General features: G+C 47.6%; 17 protein-coding genes. 9 read left to right on the top strand and 8 right to left on the bottom strand.

Annotated elements, in window-relative coordinates:
* Nucleotides 1-18: 18 nt before the first annotated feature.
* A complete protein-coding gene (locus DUW71_RS15840; RefSeq protein ID WP_119396252.1) occupies nucleotides 19-2,670 on the top strand; it encodes a DUF7151 family protein in 2,652 nt (883 codons plus the stop codon).
* A gap of 78 nt (nucleotides 2,671-2,748) precedes the next feature.
* On the opposite strand, the gene DUW71_RS15835 is transcribed toward DUW71_RS15840, so the two are convergent.
* From DUW71_RS15835 to DUW71_RS15820, 4 genes are all read right to left on the bottom strand, one after another.
* Nucleotides 2,749-3,822, bottom strand: a complete 1,074-nt coding sequence (locus DUW71_RS15835) for an ABC transporter ATP-binding protein (protein WP_158584186.1) — start codon at nucleotides 3,820-3,822, stop codon at nucleotides 2,749-2,751.
* Entirely contained in the window at nucleotides 3,819-4,655 is an 837-nt protein-coding gene (gene ugpE / locus DUW71_RS15830) for a sn-glycerol-3-phosphate ABC transporter permease UgpE (RefSeq protein ID WP_119396250.1), read from the bottom strand. The genes DUW71_RS15835 and ugpE overlap by 4 nt, the downstream gene beginning before the upstream one ends.
* A 117-nt stretch (nucleotides 4,656-4,772) precedes the next feature.
* Nucleotides 4,773-5,657, bottom strand: coding sequence for an ABC transporter permease subunit (locus DUW71_RS15825; RefSeq protein WP_233546173.1), 885 nt, complete (start codon nucleotides 5,655-5,657; stop codon nucleotides 4,773-4,775).
* Nucleotides 5,658-5,731: 74 nt separating this feature from the next.
* A complete protein-coding gene (locus tag DUW71_RS15820; RefSeq protein WP_119396249.1) occupies nucleotides 5,732-7,024 on the bottom strand; it encodes an extracellular solute-binding protein in 1,293 nt (430 codons plus the stop codon).
* Nucleotides 7,025-7,280: 256 nt separating this feature from the next.
* Between DUW71_RS15820 and nfsB the strand changes: the two genes are divergently transcribed.
* From nfsB to DUW71_RS15805, 3 genes are all read left to right on the top strand, one after another.
* Nucleotides 7,281-7,931, top strand: coding sequence for an oxygen-insensitive NAD(P)H nitroreductase (nfsB, locus tag DUW71_RS15815; protein ID WP_119396248.1), 651 nt, complete (start codon nucleotides 7,281-7,283; stop codon nucleotides 7,929-7,931).
* Nucleotides 7,932-8,238: 307 nt separating this feature from the next.
* On the top strand, nucleotides 8,239-9,537 hold the full coding sequence (locus DUW71_RS15810) for an esterase-like activity of phytase family protein (RefSeq protein ID WP_119396247.1): 1,299 nt from the start codon (nucleotides 8,239-8,241) through the stop codon (nucleotides 9,535-9,537).
* Nucleotides 9,538-9,731: 194 nt separating this feature from the next.
* Nucleotides 9,732-10,742, top strand: coding sequence for an acyltransferase family protein (locus tag DUW71_RS15805; RefSeq protein ID WP_119396246.1), 1,011 nt, complete (start codon nucleotides 9,732-9,734; stop codon nucleotides 10,740-10,742).
* 5 nt (nucleotides 10,743-10,747) lie between these two features.
* Here DUW71_RS15805 and DUW71_RS15800 read toward each other — a convergent pair whose 3' ends face one another.
* On the bottom strand, nucleotides 10,748-13,069 hold the full coding sequence (locus tag DUW71_RS15800; protein WP_119396245.1) for a methyl-accepting chemotaxis protein: 2,322 nt from the start codon (nucleotides 13,067-13,069) through the stop codon (nucleotides 10,748-10,750).
* A gap of 102 nt (nucleotides 13,070-13,171) precedes the next feature.
* Here DUW71_RS15800 and DUW71_RS15795 point away from each other — a divergent pair, with 102 nt between their 5' ends.
* Nucleotides 13,172-13,549 carry a hypothetical protein gene (locus tag DUW71_RS15795; protein WP_119396244.1) on the top strand — a complete coding sequence of 126 codons (378 nt, stop codon included), beginning with the start codon at nucleotides 13,172-13,174 and terminating at the stop codon, nucleotides 13,547-13,549.
* Between the two features lie 42 nt (nucleotides 13,550-13,591).
* On the opposite strand, the gene DUW71_RS15790 is transcribed toward DUW71_RS15795, so the two are convergent.
* Nucleotides 13,592-15,067, bottom strand: coding sequence for a carboxypeptidase M32 (locus DUW71_RS15790; RefSeq protein ID WP_199671251.1), 1,476 nt, complete (start codon nucleotides 15,065-15,067; stop codon nucleotides 13,592-13,594).
* A gap of 137 nt (nucleotides 15,068-15,204) precedes the next feature.
* Here DUW71_RS15790 and DUW71_RS15785 point away from each other — a divergent pair, with 137 nt between their 5' ends.
* Nucleotides 15,205-16,221 carry a CNNM domain-containing protein gene (locus DUW71_RS15785; RefSeq protein ID WP_119396242.1) on the top strand — a complete coding sequence of 339 codons (1,017 nt, stop codon included), beginning with the start codon at nucleotides 15,205-15,207 and terminating at the stop codon, nucleotides 16,219-16,221.
* On the opposite strand, the gene DUW71_RS15780 is transcribed toward DUW71_RS15785, so the two are convergent.
* Nucleotides 16,218-16,907: a substrate-binding periplasmic protein gene (locus tag DUW71_RS15780; protein ID WP_158584184.1), complete on the bottom strand. Its 690-nt coding sequence runs from the start codon at nucleotides 16,905-16,907 to the stop codon at nucleotides 16,218-16,220. The two genes, DUW71_RS15785 and DUW71_RS15780, sit on opposite strands and share 4 nt — an antisense overlap.
* A gap of 238 nt (nucleotides 16,908-17,145) precedes the next feature.
* Here DUW71_RS15780 and trhA point away from each other — a divergent pair, with 238 nt between their 5' ends.
* The 3 genes from trhA (at nucleotide 17,146) to DUW71_RS15765 (ending at nucleotide 19,629) form a co-directional block, all read left to right on the top strand.
* On the top strand, nucleotides 17,146-17,790 hold the full coding sequence (gene trhA, locus DUW71_RS15775; RefSeq protein ID WP_119396240.1) for a PAQR family membrane homeostasis protein TrhA: 645 nt from the start codon (nucleotides 17,146-17,148) through the stop codon (nucleotides 17,788-17,790).
* A 145-nt stretch (nucleotides 17,791-17,935) separates the two neighbouring features.
* Nucleotides 17,936-18,829: a fructose bisphosphate aldolase gene (locus DUW71_RS15770; RefSeq protein ID WP_119396239.1), complete on the top strand. Its 894-nt coding sequence runs from the start codon at nucleotides 17,936-17,938 to the stop codon at nucleotides 18,827-18,829.
* 188 nt (nucleotides 18,830-19,017) lie between these two features.
* On the top strand, nucleotides 19,018-19,629 hold the full coding sequence (locus DUW71_RS15765) for a superoxide dismutase (protein ID WP_119396238.1): 612 nt from the start codon (nucleotides 19,018-19,020) through the stop codon (nucleotides 19,627-19,629).
* Nucleotides 19,630-19,703: 74 nt separating this feature from the next.
* Here DUW71_RS15765 and DUW71_RS15760 read toward each other — a convergent pair whose 3' ends face one another.
* Nucleotides 19,704-20,795, bottom strand: coding sequence for a PLAT/LH2 domain-containing protein (locus DUW71_RS15760; protein WP_119396237.1), 1,092 nt, complete (start codon nucleotides 20,793-20,795; stop codon nucleotides 19,704-19,706).
* Between the last annotated feature and the right edge of the window lie 217 nt (nucleotides 20,796-21,012).

Genomic DNA, 21,012 nt, shown 5'->3' with positions numbered 1-21,012 from the left:
TAAAGGAAGGCGGTACTCATGAAAACACGGTTCGTAATAACAACTCTAGCGGCCAGTTTGGTACTAGCAGGTTGTAACTCATCAGAAGAAAGCGCTACTGAAGCGCCTACCATTGAAACCAGTCCATCAAGTTTGTTCACCACTAATGTTGCGGATGTAAGTCAGTGCCCCAACGGTGGTGAAGTGATTGACATGGGCATTGACGCCAACGGCAATAATGTTCTGGATGCGAGTGAGGTAACGGCCTCACAGGTAATTTGTAACGGCCAAGATGGCCAAAATGGGCTAACGCCACTTGTTCTGGTTTCACCTGCTAGTAGTGCATCTTGTTCGCAGGGCGGCAGTGTGATTCGCACCGGCTTCGACAATGACGACGACGGGCAGCTCACAGGTGATGAAGTCTCGGCCGAAGCATTACTTTGTAATGGAGAAGAGGGTAGTCAAGGGCTCGCAGGCAATGATGGCGCTGATGGCAAAGACGGTACTGATGGCCAAGACGGCGTTAGCGGGCAAGACGGAGCTGATGGTTTAACGCCGCTGATTGTTACCGAAGCCATTGCCAAGGGGGCAGTGTGTGCTAATGGCGGGCAACGTATTACTAGCGGCGTCGATGCCAACAGTGATGGTGTGATTGACCCAGCCACCGCCGCCGAAGCCGTGCTTTGTAACGGCACTGATGCACAGGGCGTTGGTTTCACCGTGGCAAATGTAGTAGCCACAGAAGGTGAAGATGCGGTATTTACCGTCACGCTTGATCGCCCAGCTGAGCAAGCCATGTCATTGCGTTATGTAACGCAAAATGGGGTGGCGCAAGCAGGCGAAGACTACGTGTTTACTTCTGGTCGAGTTGATTTTGCAGAGGGTGAAACAAGCCAAACGATTGCAGTGCCAACTTTAGTGGATACCAACTATGAGCCGTTTGAGCAGTTTGTTGTGCAAGTCACTGGCTATGCGGTGCTAGAAAATGCCATTGCCACCATACAGCAGCCTAAAGTTTCGTTTGGCGACATGATCGTTGATGGTTCACTTGAAGCGGCCAGCCTGAGCACTGAAATTAGTATTGAGCTGAGCGATCGCATTACTAATGTGGCAGAAGATGCCATCAAAGTAAGTGTGCACGAGCCAGGCCAGCTTAACGATGGTATGGAGGTTTATGGACTAACCATCGTAGACCACTCCAATGATCAGCCAAGAATATTTTTCTCGCCCGTAGCACCTTTAGCGGTGAATACCAATTACCAGGTAGATGCAACGATATTCGATCCTAATAGTAATGAGCCAGTTGTGATGTCTCGTTCATTTGTCACCGAAGACACTTCGTTTGAGTTTTACCCCCTTAGTGCTTCTGATATGACAGAGGATGAAATGCATCAATGGTTAGGAAATGGTGATATTAGGCCGATTGAATATCAGGGAATGCCAGTGAGTTGGGGACCTGATGATCAGGTTTTCACAAGGTTTAACAATAATCGACAGGAAACACATAAGGTAGGCGGGGTGTTTGCCTTTGTTGGTGCGATTAACCCAGCAAGTAATGAAAGCCCAGGGCCTCTTGTTGCTCCGAATCCAATGGATTTTAGTTACGAGAAAATATGGATGACAGATGGCAGCATGCATGGGACATTTCCATTAGCTGGCGGATGGCTGGACGATTTACTGTTCCCTACCAACCTTAAAGAAGTGGGCGGCGTGCTTTATTTTATTGCCCTAAACGCCGCTGAATTTGCTCCGCAAATAGTTGTTTCTGACGGCACTACAGAAGGAAGCAAAGTAATGGTAGATCTAGGAACTTTTTTCGGAACGTTAGTGTTTGTCGACTATTTCGTCGTTCCAAGTCAGGATTCTTCAGAAAATAGCCTATTTGTCGTGTTTGAAGATCTTGACTCAAAAGAACATAGCCTATGGCAGCGCGATGAAAGTGGCGCACTTGTGGAAGCTAAAGTTACAGATATTGAAGGCAACCTAGTGAATGCCCCAACAGTCCTTAATGGCAGAGAAGGAAGCTGGCAGTACTTTAATAACGCGCTCTACTATATAGGGTCAGACAATAAACTATATAGATCAACAAGTTTGGGTTTTGAGCTGGTTGACTTAGTAGCGAATAGTGAGAGTTTATACAGTTATATTTATTCTACGGGCAAGCGCCTTTTGGTACGAACTAGTAATAACTTCTATCTCAGCGACGGCACCGCTCAGGGCACTGAGTTAATTACTCAGGATACGTCACTTGAAGGCAAGTTGACCGAGATGGTTCCAGAGTTTTGGATTCAGAATATTGCTGAATATGACGGTAAGGTTTTCATTGTTGATTACAAAGGCGACTTATTTGGGATTAAAGATGGCTCATTTTTTTGGTCGGATAAACTATATGCAATGCAGTTTGGCGACCCTAAAAATCTAGCACATCAATACTTAAAGGTTTTGCCGTCGGGCGTGGTGCTTAGTTCTAGTGATCTTGGTGGGATTTATCTATTCGCTTTAAAGGATCCTTCAGATTCTTATGCGGATAGAGAGAAATTATTAGAAAGCACAGGGCCATATTTTTTCATGGATGTCGTTGGCGAAAAGTTGTTATACAAAAATAATGGTAATTATTATATTTCTAGCCTAGAGAAAGACCCTGTTACAGGTGATGTTGAAGTTTTAAGGATGGAAAATATATATCAATAATTACTAACTTGTCTGTGTGAAGCGCAAGTCACTAAATAAGTGTTTCGATAAAGCCCCTATTATTTGGGGCTTTTATTATTACGCTCGTGCAGCTTCTTCCTCTATAAACTGGCTATCGCCAAGGCGTGCACCAGTTTTACTGTCGAACCAATAGTATTGATTAAACGCGATGGCGTTAAACTTGGTGATTGGTTCGTTGGTAGCAACAGTTAGTGGGTGTTCACCTACTTGGCAATGTATTAGGCGGCTGGCACCCAGTTCCTCAGTCAGGTTAATTTCTACTTTCACTTGATGCCCATGCAGGTCTATGTGCTCTGGGCGTACACCTATTAATAAATGCTCGTTATTGGGTACATTGTTTAGGTGAAGTTCTTGTGCGTTGGGTAAGCGTACAACGTTGTTGCCTAAAGCGGTTACCGGCAAGAAATTCATCGCGGGGGTGCCCATAAAGCTGGCAACAAAGTGGCTCGCCGGATTGTGATAGATCTCTTCTGGGGTGCCAATTTGCTCTACTTTACCGCCATTCAGTACCACAATTCGATCAGCTAGGGTCATCGCCTCTACTTGATCGTGGGTAACATAAATAGACGTAACGCCTAAGCGCTTTTGCAGCTTTTTAATTTCTAGGCGCATGTGGGCGCGCAGCTTGGCGTCGAGGTTCGATAATGGCTCATCGAACAAAAATAGTGCCGGTTCTCGCACCATGGCACGCCCCATTGCAACGCGCTGGCGTTGGCCACCAGAAAGCGCTTTTGGTTTACGTGGCAGGTAGTCAGTAATTTGCAGCATTGCTGCGGCTTGCTGCACGCGTTGTTCTATATCGGCCTTGTTGTAACCGCGGTTTTTTAGCCCGTAGGCTAGGTTTTCATACACGCTCATGTGCGGGTAGAGGGCATAGTTTTGAAACACCATGGCAATGTCGCGTTTGGCGGGTGCCAGGTGGGTAACGTCTTTACCGGCAAGCGAAATGCTGCCACTGGTAATGGTCTCTAGGCCAGCAATGCTTCGCAAAATGGTAGATTTACCGCAGCCAGACGGGCCAACTAATACGATGAACTCGCCTTCTTCGACCGCAAGGTTGAAGCCCTGTACGGCGGGGTCGTTATTGCCGTAGCATTTTACGAGTTGAGAAATGTTTAATTGTTTGCTCATTTTTCGCTCTCCACTAGGCCCTTCACGAACCATTTTTGGAAGATGATGACCACCAATACTGGTGGCAGCATGGCTAGAATAATCATGGCGAAGGCCACGTCGTAGGGTGGAATGTGGCTGTCGCGCACGGTGCTGAGAATATTTTTAAGGCCCATCACTATGGTGGTGTAGCTTTCTTCTGTGGTCATAATGAGTGGCCACAGATATTGGTTCCAGCCCACCACAAACATAATGATGAAAATGGCTGCCATCATGGTGCGTGACAGCGGCACAAGAATGTCGATAAAAAATCTTACCGGGCCGGTGTTGTCTAACAAAGCGGCCTCTAGCAGTTCGTCGGGCACGGTTTTGTAAAACTGGCGGAAGTAAAATGTTGCGGTTGCCGAGGCGATTAAAGGCAAAATTAAGCCGGTGTAGCTATTGAGCAAACCAAGGTCACTGACCACGGCATAAGACGGGATGATTCGCACCTCTAAAGGCAGCAACAAGGTAGTGAAAATGGCCCAAAAGAAGAAGCTCGCAAGCGGCAAGCGAAAATAAACAATGGCATACGCCGCCGCCATCGACACAATAATTTTACCAATGGCAAAGCCTAGCCCCATCACTAGCGAATTAAATAGCATGCGCCACCCCGTGGCTTCGCCACTAAACCCTAACGACTGATTCAGCGCTTTTTCATATGCGGCTAACCCTTGGCTGCCAGGCAACCACTGCAAACCATCGCGAATGAGCGTGTCTACCTCGTGGGTGGAGCTAACAAACAGCAAATACAGGGGGGTGAGCAAAAACAGCACCCCGGCAATTAAAATTCCATGATCCAATAACTTCTTCATATGCTTGCTCTCATAAAGTAGGACACGCACCGTTTGAATTCAGGACACGCACTTTCTTCACCTAATCGAGGCCCCCACTTTTTGCTTTGGTGCGTGTCCTCGTTTTATTTGTTTGCGCTAGTAATGCACGCGCCGTTCAATAAAGCGGAATTGAATGGCAGTGAGTACTAACACCAGAATCATCAAAATGACCGACTGGGCTGAGCTTGAGCCTAAATCGGCACCTAGAAAGCCGTCTTGGTAGACCTTGTACACCAAGGTGGTGGTGGCGCCGGCGGGGCGGCCTTGGGTTAGGGTGTCGATCAGCCCGAAGGTTTCGAAAAACGCATACGTTAGGTTAATCACCAATAAGAAAAAACTGGTTGGTGCAAGCAATGGAAAGGTAATGGTGAAAAAGCGCTTACTATCACTTTGGCAGTCGATTTGAGCGGCTTCTTGTAATGATTTGGGTATGCTTTGTAAGCCGGCCAAGAAGAAAATAAAGTTGACCGGCACTTGCTTCCATACCGCTACCAATATGAGCATAAACGATGCGTCGAATGGGTCGGTTTCGGGGTTAAACGCCCAGCCCATGTCGTTAAACGCTTGCGACAGCACGCCAATCTGGCGGTTAAAAATAAAGTAGGCGCCCAAGCCCGCAACGGCTGGCGCCACGGCATATACCCAGGTAAGCAGTACACGATACGATTTCTGGGCTCGCAATACGCTGTTGGCCTTCACTGCCAACAATAGCGCAAGTGCCAAAGAAATGAGCGACACCAAAAATGAAAACACCAGGGTAAAAATAAAGCTGCGGCCATAGGAGCTATCACTAAACAGTAGGGCGTAGTTTTCAAACCCAACAAACTGTGACGCCAAGCCCCAAGGGTCTTCTAGCATAAAGCTCATATGCACAGCCTGAGCGGCAGGCCAGAAAAAGAACACGGCAATAATGACCAGCTGCGGCAAGATGAATAAGTACGGAGTAATACCATGTGGCAGCTTTTGTTTTTGCGCAGTCACCTATGTCTCCCAGTTATATGTGGTGCGCCCAACCCAGTTGAGCTGGGCGCGTAGGCTTGTTTCGATTGCTTGGCCTATTGAACAGTGCGAGCAAAGCGCGCTAGGTTCTGATTAGCGGCTTTTTCAATTTCGCTCAAGGCGCGCTCTGGTGTGGTGTCGCCTGCCATTAGCTTGTCCATTTCGCGGTAAATGACTTCGCGCGTTTGCACGTAGAAGCCCAAACGGTAGCCCTTCGACCACTCACCACCTGGCAAGCTAAGTTGCTGTACACCTACTTCCGCATCTGGGTTTTCTGCGTAGTAGCCTTCAGTTTTGGCTAGCTCATACGCTGCATTGGTAACCGGCACATAACCTGTTTCGCGGTGCCAGAAGTACTGGGTTTCAGGCTGGGTTAGGAAGTCGAAGAATGTTGCGATACCGGCTTCTTCTTCACTGCTGTGGCCGCTCATGGCAAATAGTGCCGCACCACCAATAAAGGTGTTGCCCGCGTTCTCGTTAACCGACTCCCAATAAGGCAAGAAGGTAGTGCCAAAGTCGAAGTCGGCAGACTGCTTAAGGCCACCGAATGAACCAGAAGAACCCAGCCACATAGACACTTCTTCTTTCACGAATGCGTCCTGGTTGTCGTCCCAGCTTTGGCCGAAGTAGCCATAATAGCCAGCATCCTTCCATGCTTTTACCTTGCCAAGGTGCATGGCTAGCGCATCATTGTTGTACATGATTTCAGTGGGTAGGCCATCGAAGCCGTTTTGCGCATCGGCTAACTGCAAGTTGTGGCGCGAGTGGAAGTTCTCGAAAAAGATCCACGGCGTATGCGATTGCGCTAAGGCAATGTGGCCATTGTCTTTAAGCGAGTTAGCGATAGCCTCAAACTCTTCCCAAGTTGCTGGTGGTTGCACACCGGCTGCGTTTAGGTGGGCCTTGTTGTAGTACAGCACAGGGGTTGAGCTGTTAAATGGCATGCCAATCATTTTGCCGTCGGCATCGGCATAAAAAGAGCGCACACCAGAAATGTAGTCAGTACGGTCGAAGTCTAAACCGGCAGATGCCATAACATCTTCCACTGAGCGTGCCGCACCCGGTGCGTTAATGATGGTGGCAGCACCAGCATCAAAAATTTGAATGATATGCGGTGCTTCACCAGCGCGGAACGCACTGATGCCCGCTGTCATGGTCTCTTCGTAGCTACCCTTGAATACTGGTACTAACTTGTAGTCGCTTTGGGCGTTGTTAAACTGACCGGCAATTTCATTTACGGTTTCGCCTAGCGCGCCGCCCATGGCATGCCAAAATTGGATCTCTACTTCTGCAAGTGCTGTGTTAGCAGCAAATAAAACCGCTGCGGAGGTTGCAAGCTTCTTAAACATGACCTGTGTCCTTTAATTGTTGTGAAACACAGGCGACTGTAGGGAAGGTAGGTGACCAACTTGTGGCAGGCTGGTTGCAAAAGTATTAAAGTGGTCTAGACCATTACCGGTTGGTTATTTGTTGTGAACAGCAAGTTTATTTGTTGGGTCTTAGCACTACTGAACTTTTAGTTTTTTGGGCTGTATTTATATTCGTATTTATCCTATTTATTTAAATATTTATTCTTAAAATTTAATTAATTGGAAATTATTACACATGAATATTTTATCGGTGGCAAAACGCCGTTATGCCACCAAAGCGTTCGACCCTAACTTTGTGTTATCTAGCGAGCAGCTAAATGAGTTGCGGTCACTGTTACAACTCAGCCCATCTAGCGTTAACTCGCAGCCATGGCATTTTTACTTGGCTGTTACGAATGCAGGCAAAGCTCGGTTAGCCAGTGCTGCGCATGGGCAGTTTGCTAGTAACCACCCGAAAATTCTTAACGCTGCGGCAGTCGTGGCCTTTTGTGTGAACACAGACTTGTCTGATGAATATGTTGAAGCGTTAGTTCGACAAGAGGTAGCAGATGGTCGATTCGAAAGTCGCGAAGCGGCGCAAACGGCTGCCGATGTTCGCAACTTCTATATCAGCCTTCACCACCAGCTTAACGATGTGCAGCATTGGGCAGAAAAACAGGTGTACCTAAATGTTGGTAACTTCCTGCTCGGTTGCGCTGCAATGGAGTTAGATGCAGTACCAATTGAAGGCTTCGACCAGCAAGCGCTTAACGATGAACTTGGCTTAGATGACAAACAACAAAAAAGCGTGGTGTTGGTAGCCATAGGCAAGGCCGCCACTGACGACTTTAACGCCAAACTACCCAAATCGCGTTGGCCGCAAGCAAAAATCATTACCCAGCTCTAACCCAAACTAGGACACTCACTTTTCAACGTTCCAAGCCGAACCCAAACCGGGACATGCACTTTTTGTAGCCCCATTTCAATAACTGAATAGTGCGTGTCCCGGTTTAGCTGAATAGTGCGTGTCCCGGTTTAGCTTTTCCCGGTTTCGTTCCTCGTTTTTCCGAATCAACGGTGCGTGTCCTCGTTTTGCTTGCGCTGTCTCACTCTATTTGGTCGTCACCCATTGGTCGTTTTTTCGCCATTTCTTTATCACATTGCGTGCTTAGGCTCGCGTTTGCATTGTTTAAATCAACGATAAGGAAAGCAAAATGTTCAAACGTTTGGTTATGATGGCGGCGGTTGCCGCAAGCACTGCTTCTCTCGCTCAGCAGTTCCCTGCCACCTTGGTTCACCATGCACAATTACCAGCTGCAACGTTAATTGCACCGCCCAATGATGCACCCGATTATTTTCAGCACTCTGGACGCTTCACGGCCGGTGAGCGAGTGGAAGCGCTTTATAATATTGTCGACAGCAACACAGGTATCGCACGCCCATTTTTGGGGCAGCCGGTGCAGGGCTTTTCGGGCATTCGCTCGCTTGGCAGCGACCGCTTCCTAGTGCTAACCGATAATGGCTTTGGCAGCAAAGCTAACTCTCCCGACGCCATGCTGATGTTCCATGAAGTTCGGGCCAACTGGGAAGGCGGCACTATTGAGCGCTTAAACACAACATTCATCCGCGATCCAAACAAACTGGTGCCCTTCCCAATTATTAGCGAAACCTCGGCTACACGTTATTTAACGGGCGCCGATTTTGACCTTGAGTCGATTCAACCCGTTGCCGGTGGTTATGTTATTGGTGATGAATTTGGCCCTTGGTTAATTCATATTAACAAAGAGGGTGTAGTACAAGCGGTTGTGGCAACAGAGGTAAATGGCCAGCTGTATCGATCTCCAGACAATGCGTTTGAACGCATTGCCAACCCCGGCCAAATGCAAGCTGAGCTTTCTGCGATGCGCTCTGGTGGTTACGAAGGTATGGCAGTGTCGCAAGATGGACGCATGCTTTACCCACTGTTGGAAAAGCCAATATTTGATGCAGCATCAAACAGCAGCGAAACAATCAACGGCCAGCCAGTGTTGCGTATGTTCGAATACGATACGGTAAATAAGCGGTTTCACGACAAGGTGCGTTTTTATCCGCTAGCGGTGGCCAGTCATGCCATTGGTGACTTCAATATGATCGACGAACATCGCGCGCTCATCATTGAGCGCGACAGCGGCCAAGGTGATGCGCGCGAAGGGTGGAGCAATAATCCTGCTCGCTTTAAGCGAATCTATTTGGTTGATTTGCGCGACACAGACGAAAATGGCGTGCTGCGCAAAATTGCCTTTATCGACTTACTAGCCATTCAAGACCCTAACAATGTTGCCCCGCGTGGGTCGAACAATGGCCTATATACCTTCCCATTTGTCACCATCGAAAACGTTGATCGCATTGATGAGAACCATATTGTTGTTGCCAATGACAATAACTTCCCATTCTCGGTAGGGCGCCAGCAAGGCCGCGTCGACGATAACGAGTTTATTGTGCTTGAAGTGGGAGATTTCCTAAAAGCAGAATGATTCTGCCAAGCCACAAGGATGTGGCTGTCGTTGCCTTTTAATCAGCTAAGGGGGTGGATAGTAAACAGTGCGTGTCCTGGTTTTGTCGCTGGTTTTGTCGTAAACAGTGCGTGTCCCGGTTTGGGTCGGCTCAACCTCTGTCAGGTTTATGTCAGCTTGCGTTTGTTAGCTTTGTAAAAAAACAGGTGTGGGCTATGGCACAGGGAAATTTAGCGAAGATTGATAACGCCAAGCTGGTTCTAATCTTCTTGGTTGTTCTAGGGCACTTAATTGAGCCGCTGATTGGTCGGCAGGCGGAACTAGCAACGCTTTATAAGGTAATTTATGCCTTTCATATGCCAGCGTTTGCCATGCTGTGTGGCGTGCTATCGAAGGATATTTTGTGCGGCAAACAGCTGAGTAAGGTAGTTGTTACCATTATTGTGCCGTTTTTGGCTTTTACGGTTGTTTACGAGTTGCTTGAGTATTTCATGCACGGAAAAGTAAGCCACTACACACGGCAGTTTCAGCCGTACTGGCTGTTGTGGTTTTTGTTAAGCCTGTTCTTTTGGCGTTTGCTGCTGCCGTTAATTCTGCAACTGCGTTTTCCATTGTTATTTTCTATTGCACTGGGTTTGCTAGCTGGTTACGCGAATAACATTGGTTACTTCTTTGGCGTGGCTAGAACCTTCTATTTCCTGCCATTTTTTGTTGCGGGCTATTTGCTATCGCCCAGCTTCTTCGCCGTTGAGCCAAAGCAATGGGTGAAGTATTTGGCGTTCGTTAGCGCCGTACTAACAGCAAGCTACTTGGTTGTGTTTGCTCAGGAACCACATCACTTTTTGTATGGCAGTTTTTCATACCAAGCGCTGAATCAAGATGGCTTTTCGGCTTTGTTGGTCCGCGCTGAGTACTACTTTATTGCATTTGTGCTGGCGCTATCTTTGTTTTGCCTGGTTTCGTCACAGCCGAACGCCTGGTCGAATGCAGGTAGGGCAAGCCTGTTTATCTATTTGTGGCATGGTGTATTGATAAAGCTGCTTGTTTATTATGGTTTGTTTAGCGCTATCGCCGCATTGCATTGGGGGCTTAACCTTATTCTTATGGCATTTCTCGCTCTTGGAATAGTAACCGTGTTGTCGAGCAATTTTGCTCTTCAGTTCACTGAGCGACTTATGCTAACGCCTCTGAAAAATATTTTGGTAACACAGCCAGCAGCCAAGTAAGGCCTCTAAACCTTGAAGCGGCTGATTTCTTCTTTTAATGTGCCCGATTCAAAAGCGAGCTGCTTGCTATATTCGCTAACCTGCTCTGCACTTTTTTCACTCTCAGCAGCCAGACTAGCAATACTTAGGACCTGTTCGTTAAGTTCGCCAGATGCTGCCTGCTGCGCTTTCGCACCTGTTTCAACTTTTGTGGCAATTTCTTCCATTGCATTTAATGCACTTAACAATTCATTGAACTTGCCTTGAGTAGCTTCAATGCTTTGTCGTGAGCGCTCTACTAATTCGGCTGCGCTATTCATTGAGTCTGCAGATGTATTTGCTTCGTTCTGTAACTCGCTTATCGTGTTTCGAATATCTGCCGTGGCGGTTTGAGTTTTACTTGCAAGGGCTCTCACCTCGTCGGCAACCACCGCGAATCCACGGCCTTGCTCACCAGCACGAGCAGCTTCGATGGCCGCATTGAGCGCAAGTAAGTTTGTTTGCTCGGCAATGTCGTCGATGAGTCGAGCTACTTTATTCACTGAATCTACTTTCTTGGCTAATGCCTTGATGTTGTTTTGCGTGCTGCGCGTGCTGCTTGCTAGTTCGTCGCTAATTTCTGTTGTGCTAGTTAAATCGGCAAGGCCGGTTTTAGAAATTTGTATCGCTTCGTCACTTTGGACGCGTGACTGGCTAGCGAGCTCGGTTAACTGCTTGGTAGCACTGTCGACACTGTCGACATACTCTGACGACTTGGCCGTTGCGTCGCTTTGTTGATTATTATTCAGTGACACTCGCTCAGCGAGCTTTAACAGTTCTTCTGATCGGTGATTCACTGTTCCAGATAGCGTGTTTGCGTGTTGTAGTGTTTCTTGAATCACTGTGAGCAAGTGATTAATGGCTTTGGTCATTTTACCTATTTCATCTTTGCGATCAGCTTTGCCATCCAAGCGGATGCTAAGATCTAGCTGTTTGCTAATGGCTCTAATTTTATCCGTGGCACCAATAAGGGGCCCTGAAAGCTGGCGCGAGAAGTACCAAGCTACCCCTAGCGCAATCAGCGTGCACAATGCGCCAACAATGATTGATTGCCAGCGCAGCCTGCTTTCAAGCTGCAATATGGGTGCATTTGCTTCATTAAGCGCTATTTCTGCCAACAGCGCCCATTGCTGCCCCATGGCATTGATGGGCTGATAGGCGGCAAGGGAGTCGCGCCCAATATAGTTGTGCGCCTGAGTTGTGCCAGTTTTGCCAGATAACCCTAGTTTTGCTGCATCGGTATTTATGCTAAGACGACCAATGGAAGACCCAGACTCGACAATTGAATTAATCGTTTCTCTGTTGTAGCCAGCGTTGTTTAACTGACTAGCGAAGGCTCGAACATCTTCAAGCAAGGGGCGCAACTCACTGCGTGGGTAGCCGTCTTGGCCAACTAGGTAGATCTCACCAGTTTGGCCAAGGCCTTTGTCTTGCCACTGTTGACTATAAGTGGTTACGTCACTTAGGCGCTCAATTGGCATCTGCGCAATGAGTACATGTTTGTCGCCGTAGTAGTCGAGAATGGGGGTGGCAATAAACGCCGCTGGCGCTTCATAACTTGGGGTGTAGGGGGCAAAGTCGTCAAAGTAAAACTCCCCTATTTCTAGTGTTAGCGCTTGGTTGTAAGCTCGCGCAATGCCAGAGTTTTGATATGGGCCGCCATTTAAGCGCGTCATGTAATCTAGTTCTTTGTAAACTGAATAGTTAATACGGCTAGTTTTCCCATCGACCAAAAACAGGTCATACAAACCATAGTGGTCCAAGATGGCTCGAAACTCTGGGTGGAAGCGGTTGTGGATGTCTGAGTACCTGCTGCCATCTGCTGCTTTGCTTAGTTGCTCTTTACTGCCCAGTGGAAACTCATTGTTGCTAATATAGTGGTACTGCAAATAACGAGCAGTATCGTCAATTGGGGCAAGAAGGTCGCTCGGGCTGATGGTCGGGTCGACAACTAAGCCTAGATATTTGTTGCCAAAATCGTTTTGGTAGTAACTCGCCAACGAGTCGTTCATTTCGGCGGATACGGGAAAACCTTCTAGGCGTTTAACGGCATCGGAAAAAAGGGCCGAGGCTGTTTCCATCGTCTCGCCATTACCAATCAACACCATAGAGTTTGCTAGGTTGGTAAAATAGCGTTCGAGCTCACTTGCTTTAGCATCAAGGTTACTTACAAGCTGGCTGTTAACCTGTTCGTTGACTGCTGAACTAGAGAGGCGAATCGCTTGCGTTGCGTTAATGTAAACGGTAATGACAATAGAAAATGCAGCCATTAAGCCAATAACAAGAATAAGCTTGATTCGAATGCTCATTGTAAACACCAAAATAAGTTGTGCATTCCTAAGCCTAGACCAGCTTTTTCAACTAGCCTCCTGTTCTTGAACTATTCTGCTAAAAAGTTAAAGGAGCGAACTATGAGATACCTTGCTGTGTTATTGCTTGCCTTATTAGCGGCAGGTTGTGCCACACCAGAAAACTATTATCGGGCGCCACTTAATGATCTGTGGCGTTATCAGCTGGTGGATACCTACGGTAATACTTGGGATGCAGGCACGTTTAGCTTTAGTGGTTCAGATGTGCGTGGTGATGTGGTTGAGCAAAACAATTATGGTCAGGCGCTAAAAGGCACTTGGTCGGTGGCGGGTAATGATGTGGTTATTCAGGCCTCGGTAACCATTGAAGCGAACTGGAATGAATCAAATGCCATGCAAGGTAGTTGGCGTGCTACCAATGGTGATGGCGGCGAGTTCTATGCGGTGCGGCGAGAGGCCAAGCTACCAAGCGAGCAATAGCCGCCCAGATGCTGAGCGACATATTGCATATTTGGCGTTACTTTAAAGGTAGCGCTTATAAATGTGCTGGCGGAACTGTTCTGGGTTGAGCGGCTCGCCGGTTGCATTAGTCATTAGCTGGTCACCTGTTTTGGCCGAGCCATGTTGCCAAACGCGCTCACGCAAGAATGCATACACGCCAGTAAAATCGCCCAAGCGAATGGCGTCTATGGCTTCTGGATGTTGTGTGCGAAGCGTATTAATGAGTTGCGCAGCGGTCATTGCCCCCAGCGTGTACGTTGGGAAATAGCCAAAAGCGCCATCTGTCCAGTGCACATCCTGCATACAGCCGTCTTTGTAGTCGCCGGTTAAATCTAAGCCTAAGTACTGCTGCATTTTCTCTTGCCACAGGCCTGGAATATCGTCGATCTCGATGTTGCCATCGATTAATGCCGTTTCAATCTCGTAGCGCAAAATAACGTGCATTGGGTATGTCACTTCGTCGGCATCGACCCTTATTTTACCTGGGGCCACGCGAGTAAATAGCTTATACAGGTTATTGGCTTCAAATGCTGGCTGTGCGCCAAAGGTTTCGTTGAGCAGCGGTGCTAGCCAGTCGCAGAACTCTGGTGTGCGCGCAATTTGCATTTCAAAGCTTAGGCTTTGGCCTTCGTGCATCGCCATGCCCAGCGCTTCATTAATTGGTTGGCCTTCTGGGTCGCGCGGTAGGTTTTGCTCGTAGCAGGCGTGTCCTGTTTCGTGAATAATGCCTAATAAGCCCGAGAGAAAGTCGTTTTCATCGTAGCGCGTGGTCATGCGCACATCTTCGGGTACCCCCCCGCAAAATGGGTGCGCCGACTCATCCACTCGCCCACCTTCGAAGTCGAAACCCATAGCTGCCATGACTTTTTCAGCCAGCTGTTTTTGTTTGGCAACTGGGAATGGCCCAGTTGGTTCAATAACCGTTTCTTGTGCTTGCTTGGCAACCACTTGCTGAATGGTTTCTGGTAGCCAGGTTTTTAGGTTAGCAAAAATGCTGTCGATGGCGTCGCGCTTGAGGCCTGGCTCGTAAAGGTCGAGCATGGCGTTATAAGGGTCTTCGCCTGTTGCTTCGCCACGGCGTTTTGCCTCTTCGCGGCTTAGGGTGACTACTTTCTCAAAGTTGGCTTTAAACCCTTGCCAATCGTTGTTGCCGCGCTGAGTGCGCCAAGCATGTTCGCAGGCCATGCCGGCTTGCATCTGAGCCTCTACAAATTGTTTGTCTAAACAGTTGGCAGCCAAATAGCTACGTTCAATGAGTGCTAGGTTGCGCGTTTGGTGCGTGTCCAGGTTTTCTTTTTTGGCTGCACCAATCCAACCGGGTAGGCGAGGGTCGGTGGCCATTTGGTGTAATAGGCCTTCTAGCTCGGTTAGGGCATTGCTGCGCGCTGTTGCGCCACCTTCGGGCATCATGGCGGCATTGTCCCAGTGCCCTATGGCACCAAAGTGACCCAAGCGGTACATGCTGCGAAAGTGATCAGTTAGCTGTTGATAGCTCATGTTGGCTCCTATTTTTTGTTGCCACAGTTGTAACATGAGCTGTTGGCAAGCTGCACTGGCAAGCGCTGAAAAATCATTGTGTGGGGTGATACGTTTCTCTTACACTTAATTGAACCATTGCACAACGAAGGGGCGTTATGACGCTGTTACTGCTTTTTGCAGCCATTTCAATCGGTTTTTCATTTCTTTGCTCTATTTTAGAAGCGGCGTTGCTATCGATTACGCCAAGTTATATTCGATCTTTGCATGCCGAGAACCCAGTGTTGTCGGAGCGTTTGCGCAAGCTTAAAGACAAGATTGATGACCCGTTGTCGGCCATATTAACGCTTAATACCATTGCCCATACCGCAGGGGCTACCGGGGTGGGTGCGCAAGTAGCTGTGCTATTTGGCGAAGCGTGGTTGGGCGTGGCGTCGGCGGTGATGACGCTGCTAATTTTGATTCTGTCGGAAATTATTCCTAAAACCATAGGCGCGGTTTATTGGCGATCGCTGGCGCCATATCTACCTAGCACGCTAGGGGTAATGATGTGGGTATTCGCGCCGTTTTTATGGTTGTCGCAGTTTATTACCCGCCGCATTGGTGCCAATGAACATGAAAACGATGTGCGGGCTGAAATCAGTGCGCTGGCTGCGATTGGCCGCGATCAACATGTGATCGACGAAGAAGAACGCAAGATTATTGTTAACACGCTGTATCTGCACGAAATTAAAGCCAAAGACATTATGACGCCACGCACTGTGAGCCGTGTGGCGCACCCAGATATGCCGGTAAATGAATTTTTTGATTGGTCAAAATCACTACCCTTTTCACGCTTCCCTCTAATTGGCGAAGATGGCTTGTGTGTGGGGTACATTCATAAAGGTGATTTGAGCTCTGTGGATGGCCAGCGCGCCTTGCGCGAAGTATGTCACGATGCGCTAACAGTAAAAGACGAAACCAACATCGACTATTTGCTGGGCGAAATGCTTCGTGGACGCCAGCACATTTGTGTGGTGTACGACAGCTTAGGCACTTGGCTGGGAATAGTAACGCTGGAAGACATTCTGGAAACTGTACTAGGGCAAGAGATCATAGACGAGTCGGATAGTGTGTCGGACTTGCGCCGCTATGCTAAGCAGCGCTGGAGCCGTAAATTAAAGGGCACAAGTTAGCGTTTACTGTAGCCAAGCTGGCTCTCAATGCCCTCAATGGCGAGGTTAACCCAGGTGCGGTTTGGGTTAAACGCTACGTACAGCGGTTGCTCTGTTAAACATGTGCTTTGCTGTATTTTGTAGGTTGGAAGCCATAGCTGAGCGATACTCTTTTCGGCAATGATTGCATCAACATTACCACTTTCAAGCATACCCATTAGGCGAGGCACGGTGTTTACCCCAGAAATTTGGGCGCCGTTTCTTGGGTAGTCGCGAATATATGAATCGATTTCACGACTATAACTGTAGCCATCCACTGACCCTAGTTTCATGTCAGTCAGGTCGTTGATATTGTGATATTGCCAGTCGCTCTCTTGGCGGGTGTAGAAGCAGTCTTGATAATAGTGAATAGGCACGTCGCCATGCACCAGTACGTCCGACTCGCCCTCTGATAGTGTGACCACCCCATCTAGGTCGCCTTGTTCGGCTAGCGTAACAGCACGTACCCAAGGGTAGTATTCAACTGTAAGCGTAACCCCCAAACGAGAAAAATAACGGCGCAGCTTGGTTTCCACTTTTCCGTTTTGTGCCGCAGCACAGGTAAACGGGCACCAGTCGGTTGCGGCTAGGGTAATTTGTTCTGGTAATGACTGCGCCTGTGCATAACTTAGGGTCACTGCGCTAAGTGTCGCTACAACAAACTTCATTCGACTCATCCAAGCGGGTAGTTTGTTACCATCTATACCAAAGGTTGGGCCTTAGCACTAGCCGCGCTCGAGTAATTCTATTCATTGGTATGGCACCATTGCTGCCAACTTATGAATTAATGCCAATAATACCCAGGTGCTTCATGCAACTGTCATAGATATGGGTTGCAGTAAGGTCAAAAATTGCACAAGGTTCAGGCGAAAACGTTACACTGTGCAGGTAAATCAGGAGTACAGTATGTCTCAGCAAGGTAAATTTTATTCATTCGGTGAAGAGTTGGTTAACATCATTACCCATGGTGTTGGTGCGCTACTAAGCGTTGCAGCATTGGTGTTGATGGTAGTTTGGTCGGCTTTTTATGGGGATGCTTGGCACGTTGTTGGCAGTGCCATTTTTGGTGCCAGCTTAATTATTCTCTACACAGCTTCTACGCTCTACCATGCCGTGCAGCAACCACAGGCAAGGGCTAGGTTGCGGGTGCTCGATCACGCGGCCATTTATGTACTAATTGCCGGTACCTACACGCCATTCACGCTGGTAACCCTTAATGGCACAGTTGGCTGGGTGATTTTTGGCATTGTGTGGGTCTTGGCCGTTGCTGGTGTGATTTTAAAGTTATTCTTCACCGGTAAGTTCGACAAGCTCTCAACGGCCATGTACGTTGGCATGGGCTGGGTAGTTATTGGCGCTGCCAAGCCACTGATGGACAACCTAGAGTTTGGCGGCTTAATGTGGTTGTTGTGGGGTGGTATTGCCTACACCGTAGGGGCCATTTTCTACAGCATTAAGGCCATTCCATTCGGCCACGCAATTTTCCACACCTTTGTATTAGTAGGTAGCTTCTGTCACTTCGCTGCGGTGTTCTGGTACGTGATTCCGTAGCTTCTGGTCTTTCTCGACAGCTAATTTAAAAGCGCGTGCAACCTTGATTGGTTGGCGCGCTTTTCAGTAATGAAAATCATTCTTGATAAATTAGATGATAATAAATATCATTACGTTAAATGTTATGGTGATTAGGAATGAGAGTATGAACACATTCGAACGGCAACTTGCGAAGTTTCGCACCCAAGAAGGTTTTATTGCCGCACTCGACCAAAGTGGTGGTAGCACACCCAAAGCCTTAAAAGCTTATGGCGTAGATGAAAGTGCTTACAGCAACGACGAAGAAATGTTTGCTCAGGTTCACGCGATGCGCTCGCGCATTATTACTAGCCCAGCCTTTCATGGCGACAAAGTGCTTGGGGCAATTTTATTTGAAGACACGTTGCATAGAGAAATTGAAGGCAAGCCGTCGTCGAAATACCTCTGGGAAGAAAAGGGCGTAGTGCCATTCTTGAAGTGTGACAAAGGGTTAGAGGATAAAGCCAACGGCGTGCAGCTGATGAAGCCAATCCCAGGCCTAAACGAGCTGCTAGCTGCCGCAAAAGCCATGGATGTATTCGGCACAAAAATGCGCGCCGTGATATGGGAAGCTAATGAGGCCGGTATTAAAGCCGTGGTCGCACAGCAATTTGAGATTGGTAAGCAGATTATTGCCGCAGGCTTGGTGCCAATTCTAGAGCCAGAAGTGGATATTAATAGCCCTGAAAAAGCCGAAGCCGAGGCCATTCTAAAGCGCGAGCTGCTAGCTGAACTAAACAAGCTAGAAGACAACCAGCTAGTGATGATTAAGGTGTCTTTGCCGGAAGAAACGAATCTTTATGCCGACGCCATAGCCCATAAAAACGTTGTAAAAGTGGTAGCGCTATCTGGTGGCTTCCCGCTTGAGCAGGCCAATGCTCGATTAGCGGTGAACAAAGGAGTGATTGCAAGCTTCTCGCGTGTGCTAACCGACGAGCTGTATGCCGACCAACCACAAGATGATTTTAACGCAGCGCTGGCACGTACCATTGAACCTATCTACCAAGCCTCGCGCACCTAACCGATTTTGCGCTGACCAATAGGGATATGGGTTTACCCAAGGATGGGAAGCAGCCAAAAACCTGGCTGGTATATCAAGGCCCTGCAAAGCCTCCACTACCTGTCAGTTTGGGCCGAACCGTTCGGCCCAACCCCCGCCAGCAGAGATCCGCAGAGCAGTTATTAGAACAACACTAATAGGAGCCTGATATGATTCACCACTTCGATGACCTTCCTTACGCCTATGATGCGCTTGAGCCCGCAATAGATGAGCAAACCATGCGCATTCACCACTTAAAGCACCACAAAACCTACTACGACAAGTTTATTGCCGCCATAGAGGGCACTGACTTAGCTAGCGCCCCGCTCACCGAGATTCTGAAAAACGTATCGCAATACTCGCCAGCCGTACGCAACCACGGTGGTGGTTACTACAACCATATTGTGTACTGGCACAGCATGACCCCTGCAACACACACCCAGCCGAGTGATGCTTTGCTTAGCGCGATTAATCAGCAATACGGCTCGATGGAAGCATTTAAAAATGAATTCACCCAAGCAGCCGTAGGCCACTTTGGTTCTGGCTTTGCCTGGCTTTTGGTGACTAAACAAGGCGAGTTGGCGATTTCGACAACAGCGAACCAAGACAACCCCTTGATGGATGTTGCTCAGATACAGGGCACGCCTATTTTGGCTTGTGATGTGTGGGAGCACGCCTATTACTTAAAACATCAAAACCAACGACCTGCCTACGTAGAAGACTGGTGGAAAGTAGTGAACTGGGACTATGTAAGCGAGCAGTTTGCCAAAGCGAGCCAGTAACTCGAAGATAGCCATACATAGTAAAACACAGAATATGTATGGCTATGCTATTGTGCTTATAAATAATGCAGATGCTATTCTATTTCTTGCTTGAAAGGCATGCCCAAGGTGAGTTCATATACTCTCTTTAAAGCATCTGGAATGGCGTCCCCGTTTTTATAACTTTTATTATATACGGATTGGTCTGTACCATTTAGCATTTTTGAGAGCGATTGTTCAGGAATTGCTTGCACAATATCGCCGCCATTTTCATAGTGCGATGCATTATCTATTTCAGCAAGTAGTCTTATTTTACTGAAATAAAGGGTTCTGGCTGGAACAGTAGTTTCTATGTTGTATTCTGTTGATATTTCCATGCTGGTTTCGTTAGAAGTTAGCTTCTCGATAGATTCTGTATGGCTATTCTTTATGGCCATTTCATAATTCGGACCAAAAAAACCACCAGACTTAGTCACTGCAAGTGAGTATTCTATTGTATTGCTACTGGTTTTTTTTGATGAAAAGAGGCGCCTATCAGATACAGAGATGGTTTTCTTTTTACGCTCTTCGTAAGGTAAGTCGGAACCTCGATTATCTACAACTAACCAAGCAGAGCTCACTTCTGGTTTGATTGTAATTAGACTTCCAGGATTCTGCATACCATCGACGAATATGGCATCCGACCAACGGCCGCCTGCACCTACGCCCTCTTCACCAGCATCCGCGAACCAGCCGTTGTAGCGAAACATTGACTCTCTAGTAAAGTTTCCACAAGTATATTCTACTTTGATATATAGTAGTTCCCACTTGTCTCTATTATTTGTGAGGTCTATTTGAATAGCGTATGGGGCACCGATATTAGCGCCAAGGTCTCCTTGATATGACGAGTGTACAAATCCATTAATTGTATTTCTTTCGAAATCATCTCGATCAGGGTCGTTTAGGCGCACTTGACTAGTATGACCGTTTGGGCCAAACAAGCGGATCATAACAGTAGAATCAGTACCTGACCGAGAATTACTATTGCCGGTAGCGACGATTATTTTGTAAGTAGCTGGCGCGGAGTAGTCGAAATACTTATCCGGCTTATCTGTTTTTGAGGTTTCTGAGTCTAGTAGACCTGAGGTTTTATCGTCCAAACTTTCGCTAAGTACTATGCCTTCTAATGGTTTTGATACAGTAGTCATGACGTCATCCTTTGCTTGCGTGTTGTTAAGCGATGTGCCTTAACAAGCTAGCAGGATGTAAATTAACCAATATACAGATACTCCTGAATTATATGCAGACCGTCTTTTTTTTAGAAAGATTGCAAATAATTGCCGGGATAGTGGTGTTAGAACTAGGTAGTGTGGTTCTCATGGAATAAAAAAGGTGGCTGTCTTGTTAGTGCTCATTTGCTAAACG

The organism is Salinibius halmophilus, assembly GCF_003577475.1.
Taxonomy (GTDB): Bacteria; Pseudomonadota; Gammaproteobacteria; order Pseudomonadales; family Natronospirillaceae; genus Salinibius; species Salinibius halmophilus.
The sequence above is the reverse complement of the archived record's forward strand: the minus strand, read 5'-3'. Positions and strand labels throughout refer to the sequence as shown.